The sequence below is a fragment of the Rhodobacteraceae bacterium IMCC1335 genome (genome assembly GCA_039640495.1).
In the GTDB taxonomy this organism is placed as follows: domain Bacteria; phylum Pseudomonadota; class Alphaproteobacteria; order Rhodobacterales; family Rhodobacteraceae; genus Thalassovivens.
This window is the reverse complement of the sequence record CP046864.1, coordinates 1,029,948-1,043,983: the sequence shown is the minus strand read 5'-3', so window position 1 is coordinate 1,043,983 and position 14,036 is coordinate 1,029,948. Positions and strand designations below refer to the sequence as shown.

General features: G+C 52.8%; 13 protein-coding genes. 8 read left to right on the top strand and 5 right to left on the bottom strand.

Annotation, left to right across the window (positions count from 1 at the left end):
• Window positions 1-10: 10 nt before the first annotated feature.
• From gatA to GN241_04980, 3 genes are all read right to left on the bottom strand, one after another.
• On the bottom strand, window positions 11-1,498 hold the full coding sequence (gatA, locus tag GN241_04990) for an Asp-tRNA(Asn)/Glu-tRNA(Gln) amidotransferase subunit GatA (GenBank protein XAT56776.1): 1,488 nt from the start codon (window positions 1,496-1,498) through the stop codon (window positions 11-13).
• A complete protein-coding gene (gatC, locus tag GN241_04985; GenBank protein XAT56775.1) occupies window positions 1,498-1,785 on the bottom strand; it encodes an Asp-tRNA(Asn)/Glu-tRNA(Gln) amidotransferase subunit GatC in 288 nt (95 codons plus the stop codon). The genes gatA and gatC overlap by 1 nt, the downstream gene beginning before the upstream one ends.
• Window positions 1,786-2,114: 329 nt before the next feature.
• On the bottom strand, window positions 2,115-2,711 hold the full coding sequence (locus tag GN241_04980) for a GNAT family N-acetyltransferase (protein ID XAT56774.1): 597 nt from the start codon (window positions 2,709-2,711) through the stop codon (window positions 2,115-2,117).
• Between the two features lie 289 nt (window positions 2,712-3,000).
• On the opposite strand from GN241_04980, the gene GN241_04975 reads away from it, so the two are divergent.
• The gene (locus GN241_04975; protein XAT56773.1) at window positions 3,001-3,351 is read left to right on the top strand and encodes a RidA family protein; all 351 of its coding nucleotides are present in this window, start codon (window positions 3,001-3,003) and stop codon (window positions 3,349-3,351) included.
• A gap of 69 nt (window positions 3,352-3,420) precedes the next feature.
• On the opposite strand, the gene GN241_04970 is transcribed toward GN241_04975, so the two are convergent.
• The gene (locus GN241_04970; protein ID XAT56772.1) at window positions 3,421-4,101 is read right to left on the bottom strand and encodes a nitroreductase; all 681 of its coding nucleotides are present in this window, start codon (window positions 4,099-4,101) and stop codon (window positions 3,421-3,423) included.
• 66 nt (window positions 4,102-4,167) lie between these two features.
• Window positions 4,168-5,193, bottom strand: a complete 1,026-nt coding sequence (locus GN241_04965) for a CoA transferase (protein XAT56771.1) — start codon at window positions 5,191-5,193, stop codon at window positions 4,168-4,170.
• 458 nt (window positions 5,194-5,651) lie between these two features.
• On the opposite strand from GN241_04965, the gene GN241_04960 reads away from it, so the two are divergent.
• The 7 genes from GN241_04960 to GN241_04930 all read left to right on the top strand — a co-directional run bounded on the left by GN241_04960 (window position 5,652) and on the right by GN241_04930 (window position 14,017).
• Window positions 5,652-6,368, top strand: coding sequence for an amino acid racemase (locus GN241_04960; GenBank protein XAT56770.1), 717 nt, complete (start codon window positions 5,652-5,654; stop codon window positions 6,366-6,368).
• A gap of 35 nt (window positions 6,369-6,403) precedes the next feature.
• Window positions 6,404-7,198, top strand: a complete 795-nt coding sequence (locus GN241_04955; protein XAT56769.1) for a carboxyltransferase domain-containing protein — start codon at window positions 6,404-6,406, stop codon at window positions 7,196-7,198.
• Entirely contained in the window at window positions 7,198-8,220 is a 1,023-nt protein-coding gene (locus tag GN241_04950) for an urea amidolyase (GenBank protein ID XAT56768.1), read from the top strand. The genes GN241_04955 and GN241_04950 overlap by 1 nt, the downstream gene beginning before the upstream one ends.
• The gene (gene pxpA, locus GN241_04945) at window positions 8,217-8,978 is read left to right on the top strand and encodes a 5-oxoprolinase subunit PxpA (protein ID XAT56767.1); all 762 of its coding nucleotides are present in this window, start codon (window positions 8,217-8,219) and stop codon (window positions 8,976-8,978) included. Before GN241_04950 ends, pxpA begins: the two co-directional genes overlap by 4 nt.
• A 223-nt stretch (window positions 8,979-9,201) precedes the next feature.
• Entirely contained in the window at window positions 9,202-10,290 is a 1,089-nt protein-coding gene (locus GN241_04940) for a twin-arginine translocation signal domain-containing protein (protein XAT56766.1), read from the top strand.
• A 72-nt stretch (window positions 10,291-10,362) separates the two neighbouring features.
• Window positions 10,363-11,340: a TRAP transporter small permease subunit gene (locus tag GN241_04935; protein XAT56765.1), complete on the top strand. Its 978-nt coding sequence runs from the start codon at window positions 10,363-10,365 to the stop codon at window positions 11,338-11,340.
• 7 nt (window positions 11,341-11,347) lie between these two features.
• The gene (locus GN241_04930; GenBank protein ID XAT56764.1) at window positions 11,348-14,017 is read left to right on the top strand and encodes a TRAP transporter large permease subunit; all 2,670 of its coding nucleotides are present in this window, start codon (window positions 11,348-11,350) and stop codon (window positions 14,015-14,017) included.
• Window positions 14,018-14,036: the final 19 nt, after the last annotated feature.

Below are 14,036 nucleotides of genomic sequence, written 5' to 3'. Positions count from 1 at the left end.
CGATCCTGCATCATGAGGTCCACCAATTCTGCGGTTTATACGCAAACCCAGAAGCCTGTTCCAGAGTGTAGGCAGAATTTAGCAAATCTGCCTCCTCCCAAGGGCGACCAATCAGCTGCAGCCCCAGCGGCAAGCCCTGTTTGTCCAATCCGGCAGGAACAGAAATGCCTGGCAAACCGGCCAAGTTCACGGTGACCGTAAACACATCATTAAGATACATTTCCAAAGGATCCGCATCCGCCATACCGCCAAGCGCAAACGCCGCAGAGGGCGTGGTAGGGGTTAAAATACTGTCAATACCCGTTGCAAAAACATCGTCAAAATCTTTTTTAATCAACGCGCGCACTTTGCGGGCACGGTTGTAATACGCATCATAAAACCCTGCGGATAACACATAGGTTCCCACCATGATCCGGCGCTGCACTTCCGGGCCAAACCCTTCCGCGCGGGTTTTTTCATACATCTCTGTAATGCCATCGCCCGCCGCCAAAGCAGCCCGGTGCCCAAAGCGAACACCATCATAGCGCGCCAGGTTTGACGACGCTTCGGCTGGGGCAATCACGTAATAGCTTGGCAGCGCATATTGCGTATGCGGCAAGCTGATATCGATCATTTCTGCCCCAGCAGATTTCAACATATCTTGGCCTTCTTGCCATAAAGCCTCGATCTCATCCGGCATGCCATCCATCCGATATTCGCGCGGGATGCCGATTTTTTTGCCCCGAATATCACCACTCAACATCGCTTCGAAATTCGGCACGGCCAGATCAGCGCTGGTGCTGTCTTTGGGATCATGGCCAGACATGGCCTCAAGCATAATCGCCGAATCCCGCACTGTTTTCGTCATTGGGCCTGCTTGATCAAGCGAGCTGGCAAAGGACACGATACCCCAGCGCGAACAGCGCCCATAGGTAGGTTTGATCCCGACAGTGCCGGTAAATGCAGCAGGTTGGCGGATCGAGCCTCCGGTATCGGTTCCGGTGGCCGCCAAACAAAGATCTGCTGCCACGGCCGCGGCGGAACCGCCAGAAGACCCACCGGGGGTCAGCGCCTGCTCACCCAGTTTCCAGGGATTGACTACGTCGCCATAGATCGAGGTTTCGTTTGAACTGCCCATCGCAAACTCATCCATGTTGAGCTTGCCCAGCATAACGGCACCGCTATCGCGCAATTTCTGGCTAACCGTGCTTTCATATTCGGGCTTAAACCCTTCTAGAATTCGACTTGCCGCTTGACTGGGTACGCCTTTGGTACAGAATAAATCTTTGATCCCGATCGGCAAACCGCACATATCCGGCGCATCTCCAGAGGCCAGATGTTGATCTGCTGCCCGCGCCAAATCCAACGCCAGCTCGGGCGTTTTATGAACAAACGCGCCCAGCGCATCAGCGCCCTCAATCGCGCTTAGGCAGGCTTCGGTCAGCTCAACCGAGGTGACCTGTTTCGCGCGCAGCGCATCGCGGGCCTGGGCCAAACTCCATGCGTTCATCTCACTCATTATTCAACCACCTTTGGAACCGCAAAAAACCCTTCGCGCGCATCTGGCGCATTGGCCAAGACCTGCATTTGCTGATCACCATCATTCACCTCATCCGCGCGTCGTTTCAACCGCTGCGGAGTGACCGAGGTCATTGGCTCAACCCCGCTGACATCCACCGCATTTAATTGCTCGATGAATCCCAAAATCGCATTAAATTCCTCAGCCAAAGCGGGCAAAGCCGCTTCATCCACTTTTAATCTGGCCAATTTTGCCACTTTTGCGGCTGTTGCAGTATCGATCGCCATCGACCTCTCCATATTCTTTCCCCGAGGGGTTTAGCGCCGCAGGCCTCTGCCTGCAAGCATCTGCTGACAGCATTAATGCAAAAGCCAGCGGCCCCTTCCGGCTGCGACCCCAACGAAACTTTCAATCACCTATCCGCTCGCTGAGCCAAAACGCCTTATGTTTCTTTTAAAACAGACCCACAGCCACCAGTGGGCGCGCATGTCGCTTTTTAAAATTTTATGCATGGCCCGCAGTTAAATCAACGGTTTTGCCCGCGCGGCCAGACGATCCGCGCGCGTCCAAATGGCAATATCGTTGGGCGAAATCGGCCTTGCAACAAAAGCAGTCATTACGCGTATTGCTGCAATTGCCAGGTTAAATTTGCCTTCACGCTGGGCCATTCGCTTGCAATGATTGAATATACGGCGCTGTCTCGATAGCTGCCATTGGCCATAATCATATTGTTGCGCAAAATCCCATCCTGCTTGGCGCCGAGGCGCTCAATCGCCCGCAGGCTTTGTAAATTCATCGCATGGGTTCTAAATTCCACGCAAATGCAATTCAATTGCTCAAACGCATATTCGAGGAGCAGCCATTTACATTCGGTATTCACCGCGCTGCGCTGGATAGATTTTCGCAACCAAGTTGACCCAATTTCCAACCTGCGCTGCGATGGTTCAATATTCATATAGGTGGTCATACCAACGCAGCGCTGCGTCGCAAGGTGTTTGACCGCGAAAGGGTACATTGAGCCCTGCCGGTGCAACTCTGAGCGCCGGCTGATCTCTGCGCGCATCTCGCAAGCAGAGGGAATGTTCGTGTACCATAATTTATGCAAATCACCGTCTTGAACCGCCTCAACTAGATCTTCGTGATGAGCCATTGACAAAAGTTCCAGCGCGGCAGCTTTGCCTGTAAGGGTAATATTTTCTTCGCATAGTCGCATCGATTAACTTTCCATTTTTCTGGGTTTATTCTGACACTGCGCCGAAACAAACGCCAAACCCGCCTGTCGTAACACCCAGCCTTGCTCTTTTGCCCAGCCCAAAGCGGGCGCTACGAAGATCCGCAGAAATTAAACGGCCGCTGATTCCCAGAGCGCCGCGCGATCTGCATGTCCCTGTGTGCGCGCTGCGTAAAAATTCATTCAAAGGCAAATCGGTGCTTTCCTCTGCGCGATTTATTGCAAATACTGCCCCGTATCGAAACCCCATACTCGCGCTAAAGGAAAAGACATGTCAGACATAACACGAATAGCAACAGGGCAACGTATGAGCCAAGCGGTGGTACATGGCAGCACCATTTATTTGGCAGGCCAAGTCGGAACTCCGGGCACATCAGTCACCGAACAAACCCAAGAAGTTCTTGATAAAGTTGATAGTTTACTAGAGCAGACGGGTTCGGATAAAACGCGCATTTTAAGCGCCACGATCTGGATGGCTTCTATGGATGATTTCGCGGATATGAACGCGGTCTGGGATGCGTGGGTGCCTGAGGGCCACGCCCCTGCCCGAGCCACGGGCGAATCTGCTCTTGCGACCCCCAAGCACCTTGTTGAGGTGATTATAATCGCGGCAAAAGCCTAGCTGCTATTGCCCCAAAGCCACCCAAGCCGCTGATCGGCCTCGGGCTTGGGTCGCGCCGCCAAGAGCCGCTTAATCGGGCTTATGCCACCGCAGAACCTCCTGCACGCCCGCCCGTTTGGTCCGAAACGCATTTGCCGGATGGTGTTTATCTTCATAGCCGAAAGACACAGCGCATAGGATATCGCGATCCGCTTCAATCTGCAGCTTTTCGCGCAGAATAGGCGCCATTCCGGCAATCGCCGCCTGCGCTATCGTGGCTATTCCCAAGGCCTGCGCGGCAAGCGTAAAAGCGGTGATGAAAGCGCCCGCATCCAGCGCGGCATACGCGCCCAATTCTTTGGGAATTGTCAGGATCGCCACCTGCGGCGCATTAAAGAAGCGATAGTTTTCTAGCATTTGCTGACGCGATGCGGCGCGATCACCTTTTGCAACCCCCACAGCCTCGTATAATTGCCAGCCACAGGTTGAGCGGCGATGTTTGTATTTGCCGCTATAGCTTTCGGGAAAGGGGATCTCTGGTGCTTGCAACCCCTCTTTGGCCGCCTCCGTCAAGGCAGCGGCCAACATCTTGGTTTGCGCGCCTTCGCAAAGAATAAGCTGCCACGGCTGCGCGTTACACCAAGACGGGACCCGTTGAGCCGCCTCAACAATTTTTTCAATATCAGAATGCGCGACCGGCCTGTCTAAAAATGCGCGGCAAGAATAGCGGGTCTGTAACAGCGCGTTCAGCGTCTCAAACTGGGCGAGCATCAGAAATTCCTTCGTTTAATTCGGCCAAGATCTGGCCTCGGTCTGCATCTTTGGCGCGTATTTCGCCTATTGCTTCGGGGGCCCATGTCGAAATCGCGGTGCCGGTGCTGCCTGCAGCAAGCCTTGCGCCCAGCTCCAAATCTGGCGTGCTTGAATATGCGGATCGTTTTGGGCCTCTTGCGGTGCATTTATTTTCGCAACGCAGGCATCGGTTTGCGCAAATAAATCATCCCAATGCGAGGCCGGTTTCTGCGCGAATAATCCCGCCAAACGGGCGGTGAGCTCGGGCCATAGCGCGGGCTCGAATTGTTTGCAAAAGTCGGCATCTTCTTGCAGGTCCAATTTCCTTAAAAATGCGGCATAAAATTGCGGCTCCAAACATTGCACGGAAATATAGCCGCCGCCGCGACAGGCATAACTCCGGCTAAAATGCGGCCCGTCCAACAGGCTTTTGCCGCGTTCTTTGACCAGCCCGCCCTGCCCTTGAAGAGACATCAAAAGCGACAGCATATGCGATGTCCCATCCACCATAGCCGCATCAATCACAGCGCCTTTCCCAGTGGCTCTTTGGGTCAGCAAAGCCGCCAGAATCCCAATCACCAGATATAGCGCACCGCCGCCAATATCACCCAATAAGGTGGGCGGCGGAAACGGCGTTTCACCGGCATTTGAGGCATACCAAAGCCCGCCACTACGCGCCAAATAATTCAAATCATGGCCCGCTGCCTGCGCCAAAGGACCGGTTTGTCCCCAGCCCGTAACCCGTCCGTAAACCAAACGCGGATTGACGTGCATCACATCCTCTGGCCCCAAGCCCAAACGCTCCATCACCCCGGGTCGAAAGCCTTCGATCAGCCCATCAGCTTGGCAGACCAAACGGTGCGCAAGCTGTTTTTCATCTGCGTTCTTCAAATTCAAAACGATCGAGCGTTTGCCGCGATCCAGCAGATTATGGCGGGCATGAGCAGGGCTTTTATCTGCGGTTTCGCGATGAATAACGATCACATCCGCGCCCAAATCTGCCAGCATCATACCCGCAAAAGGCGCCGGCCCAAGGCCTTCGAACTCGATCACTTTTAATCCTGATAACATCGACACCGCGCGCTTTTGAACACAGCGTTCTGCTTAGCATATCTGCCAGTGGTTTCCAATCAAAGCGCCCGCCCTGGCTAAGATATTCAGCCGGCATGCTGTTAAAGCGGCCCTATGAGTGACCATTTCGCCTTTGGCGGATCCAGCGTCAGCGCCGCTGCCAAGGCCACCGCCAGCAAACTGGCGAACTGAAGTTAAATCAAAAAAGTAAATTTTGTCATTGGCGCCATCTCCTGTGACCTCAATCCACCGTCAAATAGCCAGACTTCACCTGCAATCAAGCCGCTAGGCTGTTCTTGCGCCAAAAAAACAGCGGGAAACCGCCGACGATCCATTTCAAAATAAGCGACAATCAGGCCTTGGCATATCCATTCAGAATTGATTTAACTGCGCCTTAACAGGCCAAGAACAGCGCCGTCTGCCGCTGCAAAGTCGGCTAAATACAAAGGATCTAACCTATGAAAAAAATCGGCGTTTTAGGGGGTATGGGGCCCGAAGCGACCATTCTTTTTCAACAGCGCTTGCTCAACGCGGTGCGCGCGCAGGATGATCAAGATCATATCCCTTTGCTGATCGATATGAACCCCCAAGTGCCCTCACGCTTGGCCTATGTTTTGGATCAAACGTTCGGTGCGCGGGATCCCGGTCCAGTGCTGGAGGATATGGCCCAGCGCCTCGACAAATGGGGCGCAGAGGCGCTGGCAATGCCGTGTAACACAGCACATCTTTTTGCAGAGGCTATTCAAAGAAAAACCGCCCTACCGTTTTTTAATATGGTGAAATTATCGGTTCAAACCGCGCTTGCAAAAAGCAGAGCTGGCGATGTTATTGGCATTCTGGCTTCACCCGCACTGCGCAAAACCCAGCTTTTCGAAAGGTATTTTCAGGCCAGTGAGCGCATTATAATTTGGCCGGAAGATGATGTAAAAATGGTGCAGGCGATCCGGAAAATCAAAACCTCTGGCGACACAGCCGAGGCCCGCAGCCTGCTTTTGGAAGCCTCAACAGAATTGACCCGACGCGGTGCCAATCTTCAGCTCGTGGCCTGCTCTGAATTTTCAATGATTCAAACCAGTCATGATCCAAGCGCGGCGATGATCGACACATTGGATGTGCTGGCTGAAGCTGTTGCGCAATTCGCGCTCGAAGCCCGCGGGCCGCATCGTGGCGTATAGGCAGATGCAAGCGCAAAGCTTTGAGGGCCATGACCATGCCCGCTGACGCAACGCTTGAAACCGTCAAAAAAGGCGATGGCGACGTGCAACAAGGCCTAAAATATCCGCGGATCGTTCCTGTGGGCTTAAACGGCTTTCTGGTCCAGTTCAGCGGCGGCTTGAACGAAGCCTCAAATCGCGCTGCCTTGGCGTTCAAAGCCGCGATTGACCAGCAGGCTTGGCACGGCATCGAAGAAACCAGCAGCACCTTGGCGTCAAGCTTTCTGCGATTTGACACAGCTGCCCTGACCCATTCCCAGATGCGCGCGCAGCTCGCAGAGTTGCTTGGGCAGCATGATTGGTATCAGGCCGCGCTGCCCCGAGGGCGCCGTATATTTGTGATTCCCTGCGCTTTTGATACTGGAAACGGGCCACAATTATCCCAAGCGGCAGAGCTGGCCGGGATGGACAGAGCCACAGCGATCCAAAGCTTGACCGCTGCGCCGCTGCGGGTAATGGCCATAGGATACGCCCCGGGCCAACCTTATGCCGGCGAGTTGCCACCGGCTTGGGATATTCCGCGCATGGAGCATGTGAACCCAAAAGTCTCCGGCGGCGCATTGGTCGTGGCGATCCGGCAAGTGATAATTTTTGCCGCCGATAACCCAACTGGCTGGCGCCATATTGGGCAAACCGCTTTTCAATGCTTTCGCCCCCAACAGCCCGATAATCCCTTTGCGCTGCGCCCGGGGGATGAATTGCAATTGCAATCCGTATCGGCAGAACAGCTCTTTAATCTTAAAAGCCAAGATCACAGCGGTGATGGCGGTGCAGTGATTCGCGCTTTGTGATGGCCGGGCTAAAGATCCTCTCCTGTGGCGCTCATGCAAGCATTCAAGATTTTGGCCGCCCGGGGTATTTGGCTCAAGGGCTTTCGAAATCGGGCGCAGCAGATTGTTTGGCTTTAGAGGAAGGCGCCGTACTTCTTGGGCAATTCAGCGGCGATGGGGCGCTAGAGATGGCTGGGTTTGGCGGTGTCTTCCAAGCTCAAGGTGATATGAAAATTGCATTAACCGGTGCCCCGATGAAGGCAGAGCTTGACGGCACGCCCTTGGCTTGGAACGCCGCGCATCACCTGCCAGATGGGGCAATTTTGCGCTTAGGGGGGGTGCAAGCGGGCACATATGCCTATTTGTCGGTGGGAGGCGGCTTTGACACAGAAGTTTTTTTGAAGGCCCGTGCTGCGCATCATGCGATTGGAATCGGCGAGGCGTTGGCTGCAGGCGCCACTCTGCCGATCGGCCCGGATAAGAAACCCTTTATCGGCCAAAAATTGGAGGTAGAAGATCGCTTCCAAGGAGGCTGCGTTCATATCGTCGCCTCGGTTCAAACCGATCTTTTCAGCCCAGCTGAGCGCGCGCGCTTCGAAAATACAATTTTTACGCGCGACATTCGGGCCAACCGGATGGGCATTAAATTAGACTTTGAAGGCGCGCCGTTTCAAATCAGCAATCAACTCAAAATACTTTCTGAAATCATCGTGCCGGGGGATATTCAAATGACGGGCGATGGACGCCCCTTCGTCTTGATGCCTGAATGCCAAAGCACCGGCGGTTATCCACGGATTGGAACGGTGCTTCCAAGTGATCTACCAAAAATCGCGCAAGCCGGCTTAGATGCAAAGATTAGGTTTAAATTTCTATCGCTTGAACAAGCGCTTGAATATCAAAATCAGTATAATGAACGCGTATCTCAATTATCTGACCGCTTGCATCCATTGTTGAAAGATCCGTATAAAATGAAAAACCTCTTGTCGTTTCAATTGATCGGAGGCGTAGTGTCGGCCTTCGATGCAGGAGATACAAACCAATGAAAAATATTGATTTGAATGCAGATATGGGGGAAAGCTTCGGCCCCTGGAAAATGGGCAATGACGGCGCTCTTTTGCAGGTGATCACCTCGGCCAATGTTGCTTGCGGCTTTCACGCAGGGGATCCAGATGTGATGCAGCAAACGATGCAACAGGCGCAGGATTGCGGGGTCGGTATCGGCGCGCATCCGGGCTTTGACGATCTGCAAGGGTTTGGACGGCGGCGGCTTCACCTATCCAAAACCACGTTACAAAATCAAATACGCTATCAGATCGGGGCGGCGCAGGCGATGGCGCGCAGCGTTGGCGCTGAAATTCGCCATATTAAACTGCATGGCGCGCTGTCAAACATGGCATCGGAACATGCAGAGCTGGCTTATGACGCCTATGAAGCCGCGCTTTCAGTCGCGCCGGAGACCATTTTAATGGTGCTAGCGGCGAGTGCTCAGGAAAAGGTCGCGCAAAGCTTGCCCTGTCGATATGTTGGCGAAATTTTTGCCGATCGGGCCTATAATGAGGATGCTACGCTGGTGGATCGCTCAATCGAGGGTGCGGTGATCCATGATCCGGCGCTGGCGGCTCATAGGATCACACAAATGGTGGTAAACGGCAGTATCATCACGCGCTCGGGGCAGCATATAAAAGCCAAAATTGATACAATTTGTCTGCATGGGGATACGCAAAACGCTCTCGAAATTGCCAAATCTGTACGCAGGTCACTGGAACAAGCTGGAATCACTTTAGCGAAATTTTTCTCCTGACGCTGCAATTACTTCGGCAAATCCCAAATGATCCTAAAAACGGCAATGGCCTTTGCAGGCGGGCTGACAGGCTTGAAAAACCTTGCCTTGTCCTCAGAAACGGCTAATTACACTACGTGCAAGGGACAAATTAGTTGCGATCCGCAAACTGGTTAGATAACTTGACCAATATTGGGGCTCGGAGGACTGCCCTGTAAAAAACTAAACAGTGAGGAGAAACTGTATGGAACGTCGTAAGTTTTTAAAAGGCGCTGCAATTGGCGCTACTGGCGCTGCTTTGGCGGCACCCGCCGTTGCCGGTGGTCATGGCAAGACCATGACCGTTGTCGCAACTTGGGGGCGTGACTTCCCAGGCCTCGGAACATCTGCTCAGCGTTTCGCGCGCCGCGTCGGTGAGATTTCTGACGGTGCGTTGAATGTTGAATATTTCGCTGCGGGCGAGCGTGTTGGCGCGTTTGATTCGTTTAACGAAGTGGCATCTGGCAATAGCCAAGCCTACATTGCGGCGGATTATTACTGGATCGGAACGCACCCGGCCTTTGCTTATTTTACATCTGTTCCATTTGGCATGACCACGCAGGAATGGACAGCATGGATCCGCTTTGGAGGTGGACAGGCACTGTGGGATAAAGTGTCGGGCGAATTCGGTCTGAAAGCAATTCCAGTTGGCTCAACAGGCACCCAAGCCGGCGGTTGGTTCAACAAAGAAATCGAAAGCGGTGATGATTTTAAAGGCCTGAAAATGCGTATTCCCGGCCTTGGCGGAACGGTGTTGTCAAAGCTTGGCGCTTCAACCGTGTCATTGCCCGGCGGCCAGATCTATGAAAACCTGGTTTCAGGTTCAATCGATGCCACAGAGTGGGTTGGCCCATGGAACGACTATTTCTTGAAGTTCTATGAAGCGACTAAGTACTACTATACCGGTGGTATGCATGAGCCAGGCAGCTGTATTGCGCTGGGAATGAACGCTGAATGGTGGGGAAGCCTAAGTGATTATGAGCAAAACGTGATCCAAGCCGCCGCTGCGGAAGAGCATGCGCTGGCGCATGACGAGACGATGGCGCGTAACGGTGAGTACCTGACCAAACTTGTTGAAGAGCAAGGCGTTGAAGTGCGTAACTTTAACGATGATGTTTGGGATGCAATGGGCGAAGGCGCATTGGAAGTGTTTGAAGAAACACGCGATCACTCTGCTTTGGCAACCGAAGTTGACGATGCCTATCAAAAAGGCATGCGCGAAATTGGCGGCATGCTCGCGCAATTCGAGACAACGTTCTTGAACCAGCGTAACCGCGTATTCGATATCGGTTAACCCGAACCAGAAGAGTGCGTGTTTGATTACACGCACTCTTTTTATTTGTTTTATCAATATACAGGTGACAAAATGACAGCGCCGGACACGGGACACACCGGTCATCCGCAGGCAAAAAGCGCGGTGACCATAAGAGCAGTTTCTTGGGCCTTGCTGGCGATGTTGTTGGCATTTTTAACCAATAATGTTTTGAACCTTTCTTTTCAAAGTGACACCGAGCTGCGTTGGAACAACCCGCTGCCAATGTTGGTGTATTTAATTCCGATGCTTGCGGCGGTTTTATTCGCCCGAGGAACGCCTGGAACGGCCCTGCGTCAGGATGCAGATCGCATCCATCGGTTAAACCTCTATCTGGTTAGATCATTGTTTTGGGGCGTGTTTCTGGTTGGTATGGCAGATGTGGCTGTGGCTTTTTTACGCGTGGAAGGGCTGGCCGAAAGCTTGCTCTGGGAGGGCGCAGCAAAAGATCTGAACAAACCGTTCTTCGTTGGCCTCAAAATCCACATACCACTGCTTGTTGTTGGCTTCATTCTCGGCGCGATCACGCGCACAGCTGGGTTTTTGTGGTTGGCTCTGTTGATCGTGGTTGCCGAATTGGCAATCGTGGTTTCGCGATTCGTCTTCTCGTATGAACAGGCGTTTATGGGTGATCTGGTGCGCTATTGGTATGCCGCGCTGTTTCTATTTGCTTCTGCCTATACTTTATACGACGAAGGCCATGTGCGCGTTGATATCGTTTATGCTGGCCTGCGTGAGCGCACAAAAGGCTATGCAAACTTCATTGGGACGATCTTGCTGGGCCTGTCGACCTGTTGGGCGATCCTCTTGATCGGCCTTGATGGCAAACAGGCATTGATCAACATGCCCATTCTGAATTTTGAAGTCAGTCAAGCCGCGTCCATCGGGTTGTTTATCAAATACCAAATGGCTGCCTTCCTGGGCGTGTTTGCAATTACGATGTATATCCAATTTGTCAGCTATATGCTGGAAGCTTGGGCCGATGTTTGCGGCGAACCCGGCAAACGCGAAATAAATCCAACCGGTCATTGAGGTCATCATGGAACTGTTTTTTCTCTTAATTTTGATCCTCATAATGGCCACTGCATTGGGCTCGGGCTATCCCGTGGCCTTCGCGCTGCCGGGCTCTGCGATCATCACAATCGTTATCGCTGCAATCAGCGGCTACGCGTTTGAAGGCGATGTCAGCAGCTATTTTCACTCTGGCGGGCCTTCTGAATGGATCTCAGCCGGGGTTTTAAATCTGCGCGGCGTCTATTGGGAAGTGGAACGCGATACGCTGATTGCGATCCCCTTATTCATTTTCATGGGCATCATGCTGCAACGTTCAAAGATCGCAGAAGATCTTTTGGTGACGATGGCTCGCTTGTTTGGTCCTGTGCGGGGCGGGTTGGGCATTTCAGTTGTCTTCGTGGGCGCCTTATTAGCTGCCACCACCGGTATCGTCGGCGCAACAGTGGTTGCAATGGGTCTTATTTCGCTTCCTGCGATGCTGCGCAATAAATATTCCCCGTCCTTGGCAACCGGTACCATAGCCGCCTCAGGCACATTGGGGCAGATCATCCCGCCATCAATCGTACTGATTATTCTGGCAGATCAATTGGCTTCTGCGGCGGATCAAGCGGGCAGCCTGCGCAAATCCTTATTCAAGGAATCGACCGGAAATCTTCAAATGCCAAGCGTCTTTGACGTGACCTCAACCAGCGCAGGTGAAATGTTTTTAGGCGCCTTCATCCCGGGTCTGGTTTTGGTGGCGCTATACATGCTGTATATTTTAGGCTATGCGTTTTTAAAGCCTTCAGCGGCCCCCTCTGTGCCATATGAAGGGAAATTCGATCGGGCCTTCTGGGGACAAGTTTTTATTACATTGGTGCCCCCCCTGACCTTGATTTTCTTGGTGCTAGGGTCGATCATTGCGGGTATTGCAACGGTGAATCAAGCGGGCGCCATCGGCGCGGCGGGTGCATTAGTGATGGCCGGGTATCGCTTGGTTGATCAAACTAAATGGACGTTTGTGCCTGCATTTTTGGTTATCTTGGGGCTGCTGATCACCGGCTATGCGCTGCAAAATTATGATATGAATATCAAAGCGGCCGAGAGCGCCGAGGATATGCAAGGCATTTGGATTGGCGTGCTGGGCGCTCTGGTCATGCTGTCTGGAATCATTTGGAGCGCTATACGCGTGCTAAATATAAACGGCACTTTGCATGGCGTGATGATGGAAACCGCAAAAACCACCGCTTTGGTCTTCGTTATTCTGCTGGGGGCCGCAATGCTCACCGCGGCATTCCGTGCATTTGGTGGCGAGGAATTGGTGCGCGAGTTTTTGAACTCGTTGCCGGGTGGGTTTTGGACGCAATTCGTGATCGTGATGGCCGTGATCTTCGTGCTTGGGTTCTTTTTGGACTTTATCGAAATCGCGGTTGTGGTGGTTCCGATTGTGGCGCCGATTTTATTGGCCGATCCAGGTGCAAACATCACCGCAGTGTGGCTGGGTGTCATGATCGGTTTGAACATCCAAACCTCTTTTCTGACGCCACCTTTTGGCTTTGCGCTGTTTTATTTGCGCGGCGTGGCGCCGGCCGTGGTGCGCACAATCGAAATGTATCGCGGCGTGATCCCGTTTATCTTGTTGCAATTATTGGCACTGGGGATCGTTGGCAATTATCCACAATTGGTCAATTACTTGCCCAACCGATCAAACCTGCTTTCAGAATCTGCGCCGCCACCGCGCAATCCGCGGCTGCAATTCTGCATGGACGAATTCGTTGGGGATCAAATCGCGGCAGGTGGCGGCGCAACCGTCGCAGCTATCGAGAAAGCAAAACGCATCGATCTGTCAAACCTGTCAGCTATTTTGGCCGATCCGATTGCCAACTCGCTGGAAGAGGCTGATAAAGCCTTAGAGAACTTAGCCCAGATTTCGGTGACTTCTGCGGCGGTAAAAGCAGCAGAAGACAGCTATCGCCCAATGCTAAGCAAAGTGCGCTCAATTCAAAAACAATTGCGCCGTGAGAACGAGCATCTGAAAGCCGGCGAAAAAGAACTGTCCCGTTTAAAAGGGGACGAGTTTGCACAAAGACGCGCTGTTCTGAGCACAGATATTGCCGATACTAAAGCCAAAATTGCCACGCTAGAAGGCGAAATACCGGCCTCATGGGAAAGCGAATATGAAACCTTTAGCCTGCTAACCGCAGCCGAAACAAAAGCGCGCAACACCTATCGCAGGGCTGCAGATGGCACGTTTGAAGGGGCTTCAGAAGCATTGATGGTTTTGGAATCAACGCCAGCTTACATCGCACTCGAAGCAGAATTGATTGGCCTTAGGTCAATTATAGAAGCGGTTGAACTTGATGCTGATTACATATCCGCAGAAGAGGCCGTAAAACAAGCCGAGCGTAGCGTTCGCGCAGTAGAGGGCGCGGATGATGTGAAAAAAGCCTTAGGCAAAGCCAAAAAGGCGCTGGGCAAACGTAAAAAAGATCGTGAAAAAGCGCTTGCCCATTATGAGGAAGCGCTAGAGGTATACGCAGCCCAGCTTGACTGGCGCGCGCAGGCTGAAACGGAATTACGCGGCCCTCTGAGTGAGTATGTCGAGGCGCTTAAAGGCACATTGGGTGCGCGTTTGCAACCGGCGCTGACCCGCGATCAGGCGCTATTCTTAGCCTCTTGCACTGCCGTTCATCGTGATTTGTCGCTTAATTTTTAGGACCGTCATACAAGATTTA

Coding starts and splice junctions, on each gene's coding strand:
- GN241_04975 (XAT56773.1), top strand. CDS start 3,001: ATGTCAGACATAACACGAATAGCAACAGGGCAACGTATGAGCCAAGCG.
- pxpA (XAT56767.1), top strand. CDS start 8,217: ATGAAAAATATTGATTTGAATGCAGATATGGGGGAAAGCTTCGGCCCC.
- GN241_04950 (XAT56768.1), top strand. CDS start 7,198: ATGGCCGGGCTAAAGATCCTCTCCTGTGGCGCTCATGCAAGCATTCAA.
- GN241_04940 (XAT56766.1), top strand. CDS start 9,202: ATGGAACGTCGTAAGTTTTTAAAAGGCGCTGCAATTGGCGCTACTGGC.
- GN241_04965 (XAT56771.1), bottom strand. CDS start 5,193: ATGTTATCAGGATTAAAAGTGATCGAGTTCGAAGGCCTTGGGCCGGCG.
- GN241_04960 (XAT56770.1), top strand. CDS start 5,652: ATGAAAAAAATCGGCGTTTTAGGGGGTATGGGGCCCGAAGCGACCATT.
- GN241_04970 (XAT56772.1), bottom strand. CDS start 4,101: ATGCTCGCCCAGTTTGAGACGCTGAACGCGCTGTTACAGACCCGCTAT.
- GN241_04980 (XAT56774.1), bottom strand. CDS start 2,711: ATGCGACTATGCGAAGAAAATATTACCCTTACAGGCAAAGCTGCCGCG.
- gatC (XAT56775.1), bottom strand. CDS start 1,785: ATGGCGATCGATACTGCAACAGCCGCAAAAGTGGCAAAATTGGCCAGA.
- GN241_04930 (XAT56764.1), top strand. CDS start 11,348: ATGGAACTGTTTTTTCTCTTAATTTTGATCCTCATAATGGCCACTGCA.
- GN241_04935 (XAT56765.1), top strand. CDS start 10,363: ATGACAGCGCCGGACACGGGACACACCGGTCATCCGCAGGCAAAAAGC.
- gatA (XAT56776.1), bottom strand. CDS start 1,498: ATGAGTGAGATGAACGCATGGAGTTTGGCCCAGGCCCGCGATGCGCTG.
- GN241_04955 (XAT56769.1), top strand. CDS start 6,404: ATGCCCGCTGACGCAACGCTTGAAACCGTCAAAAAAGGCGATGGCGAC.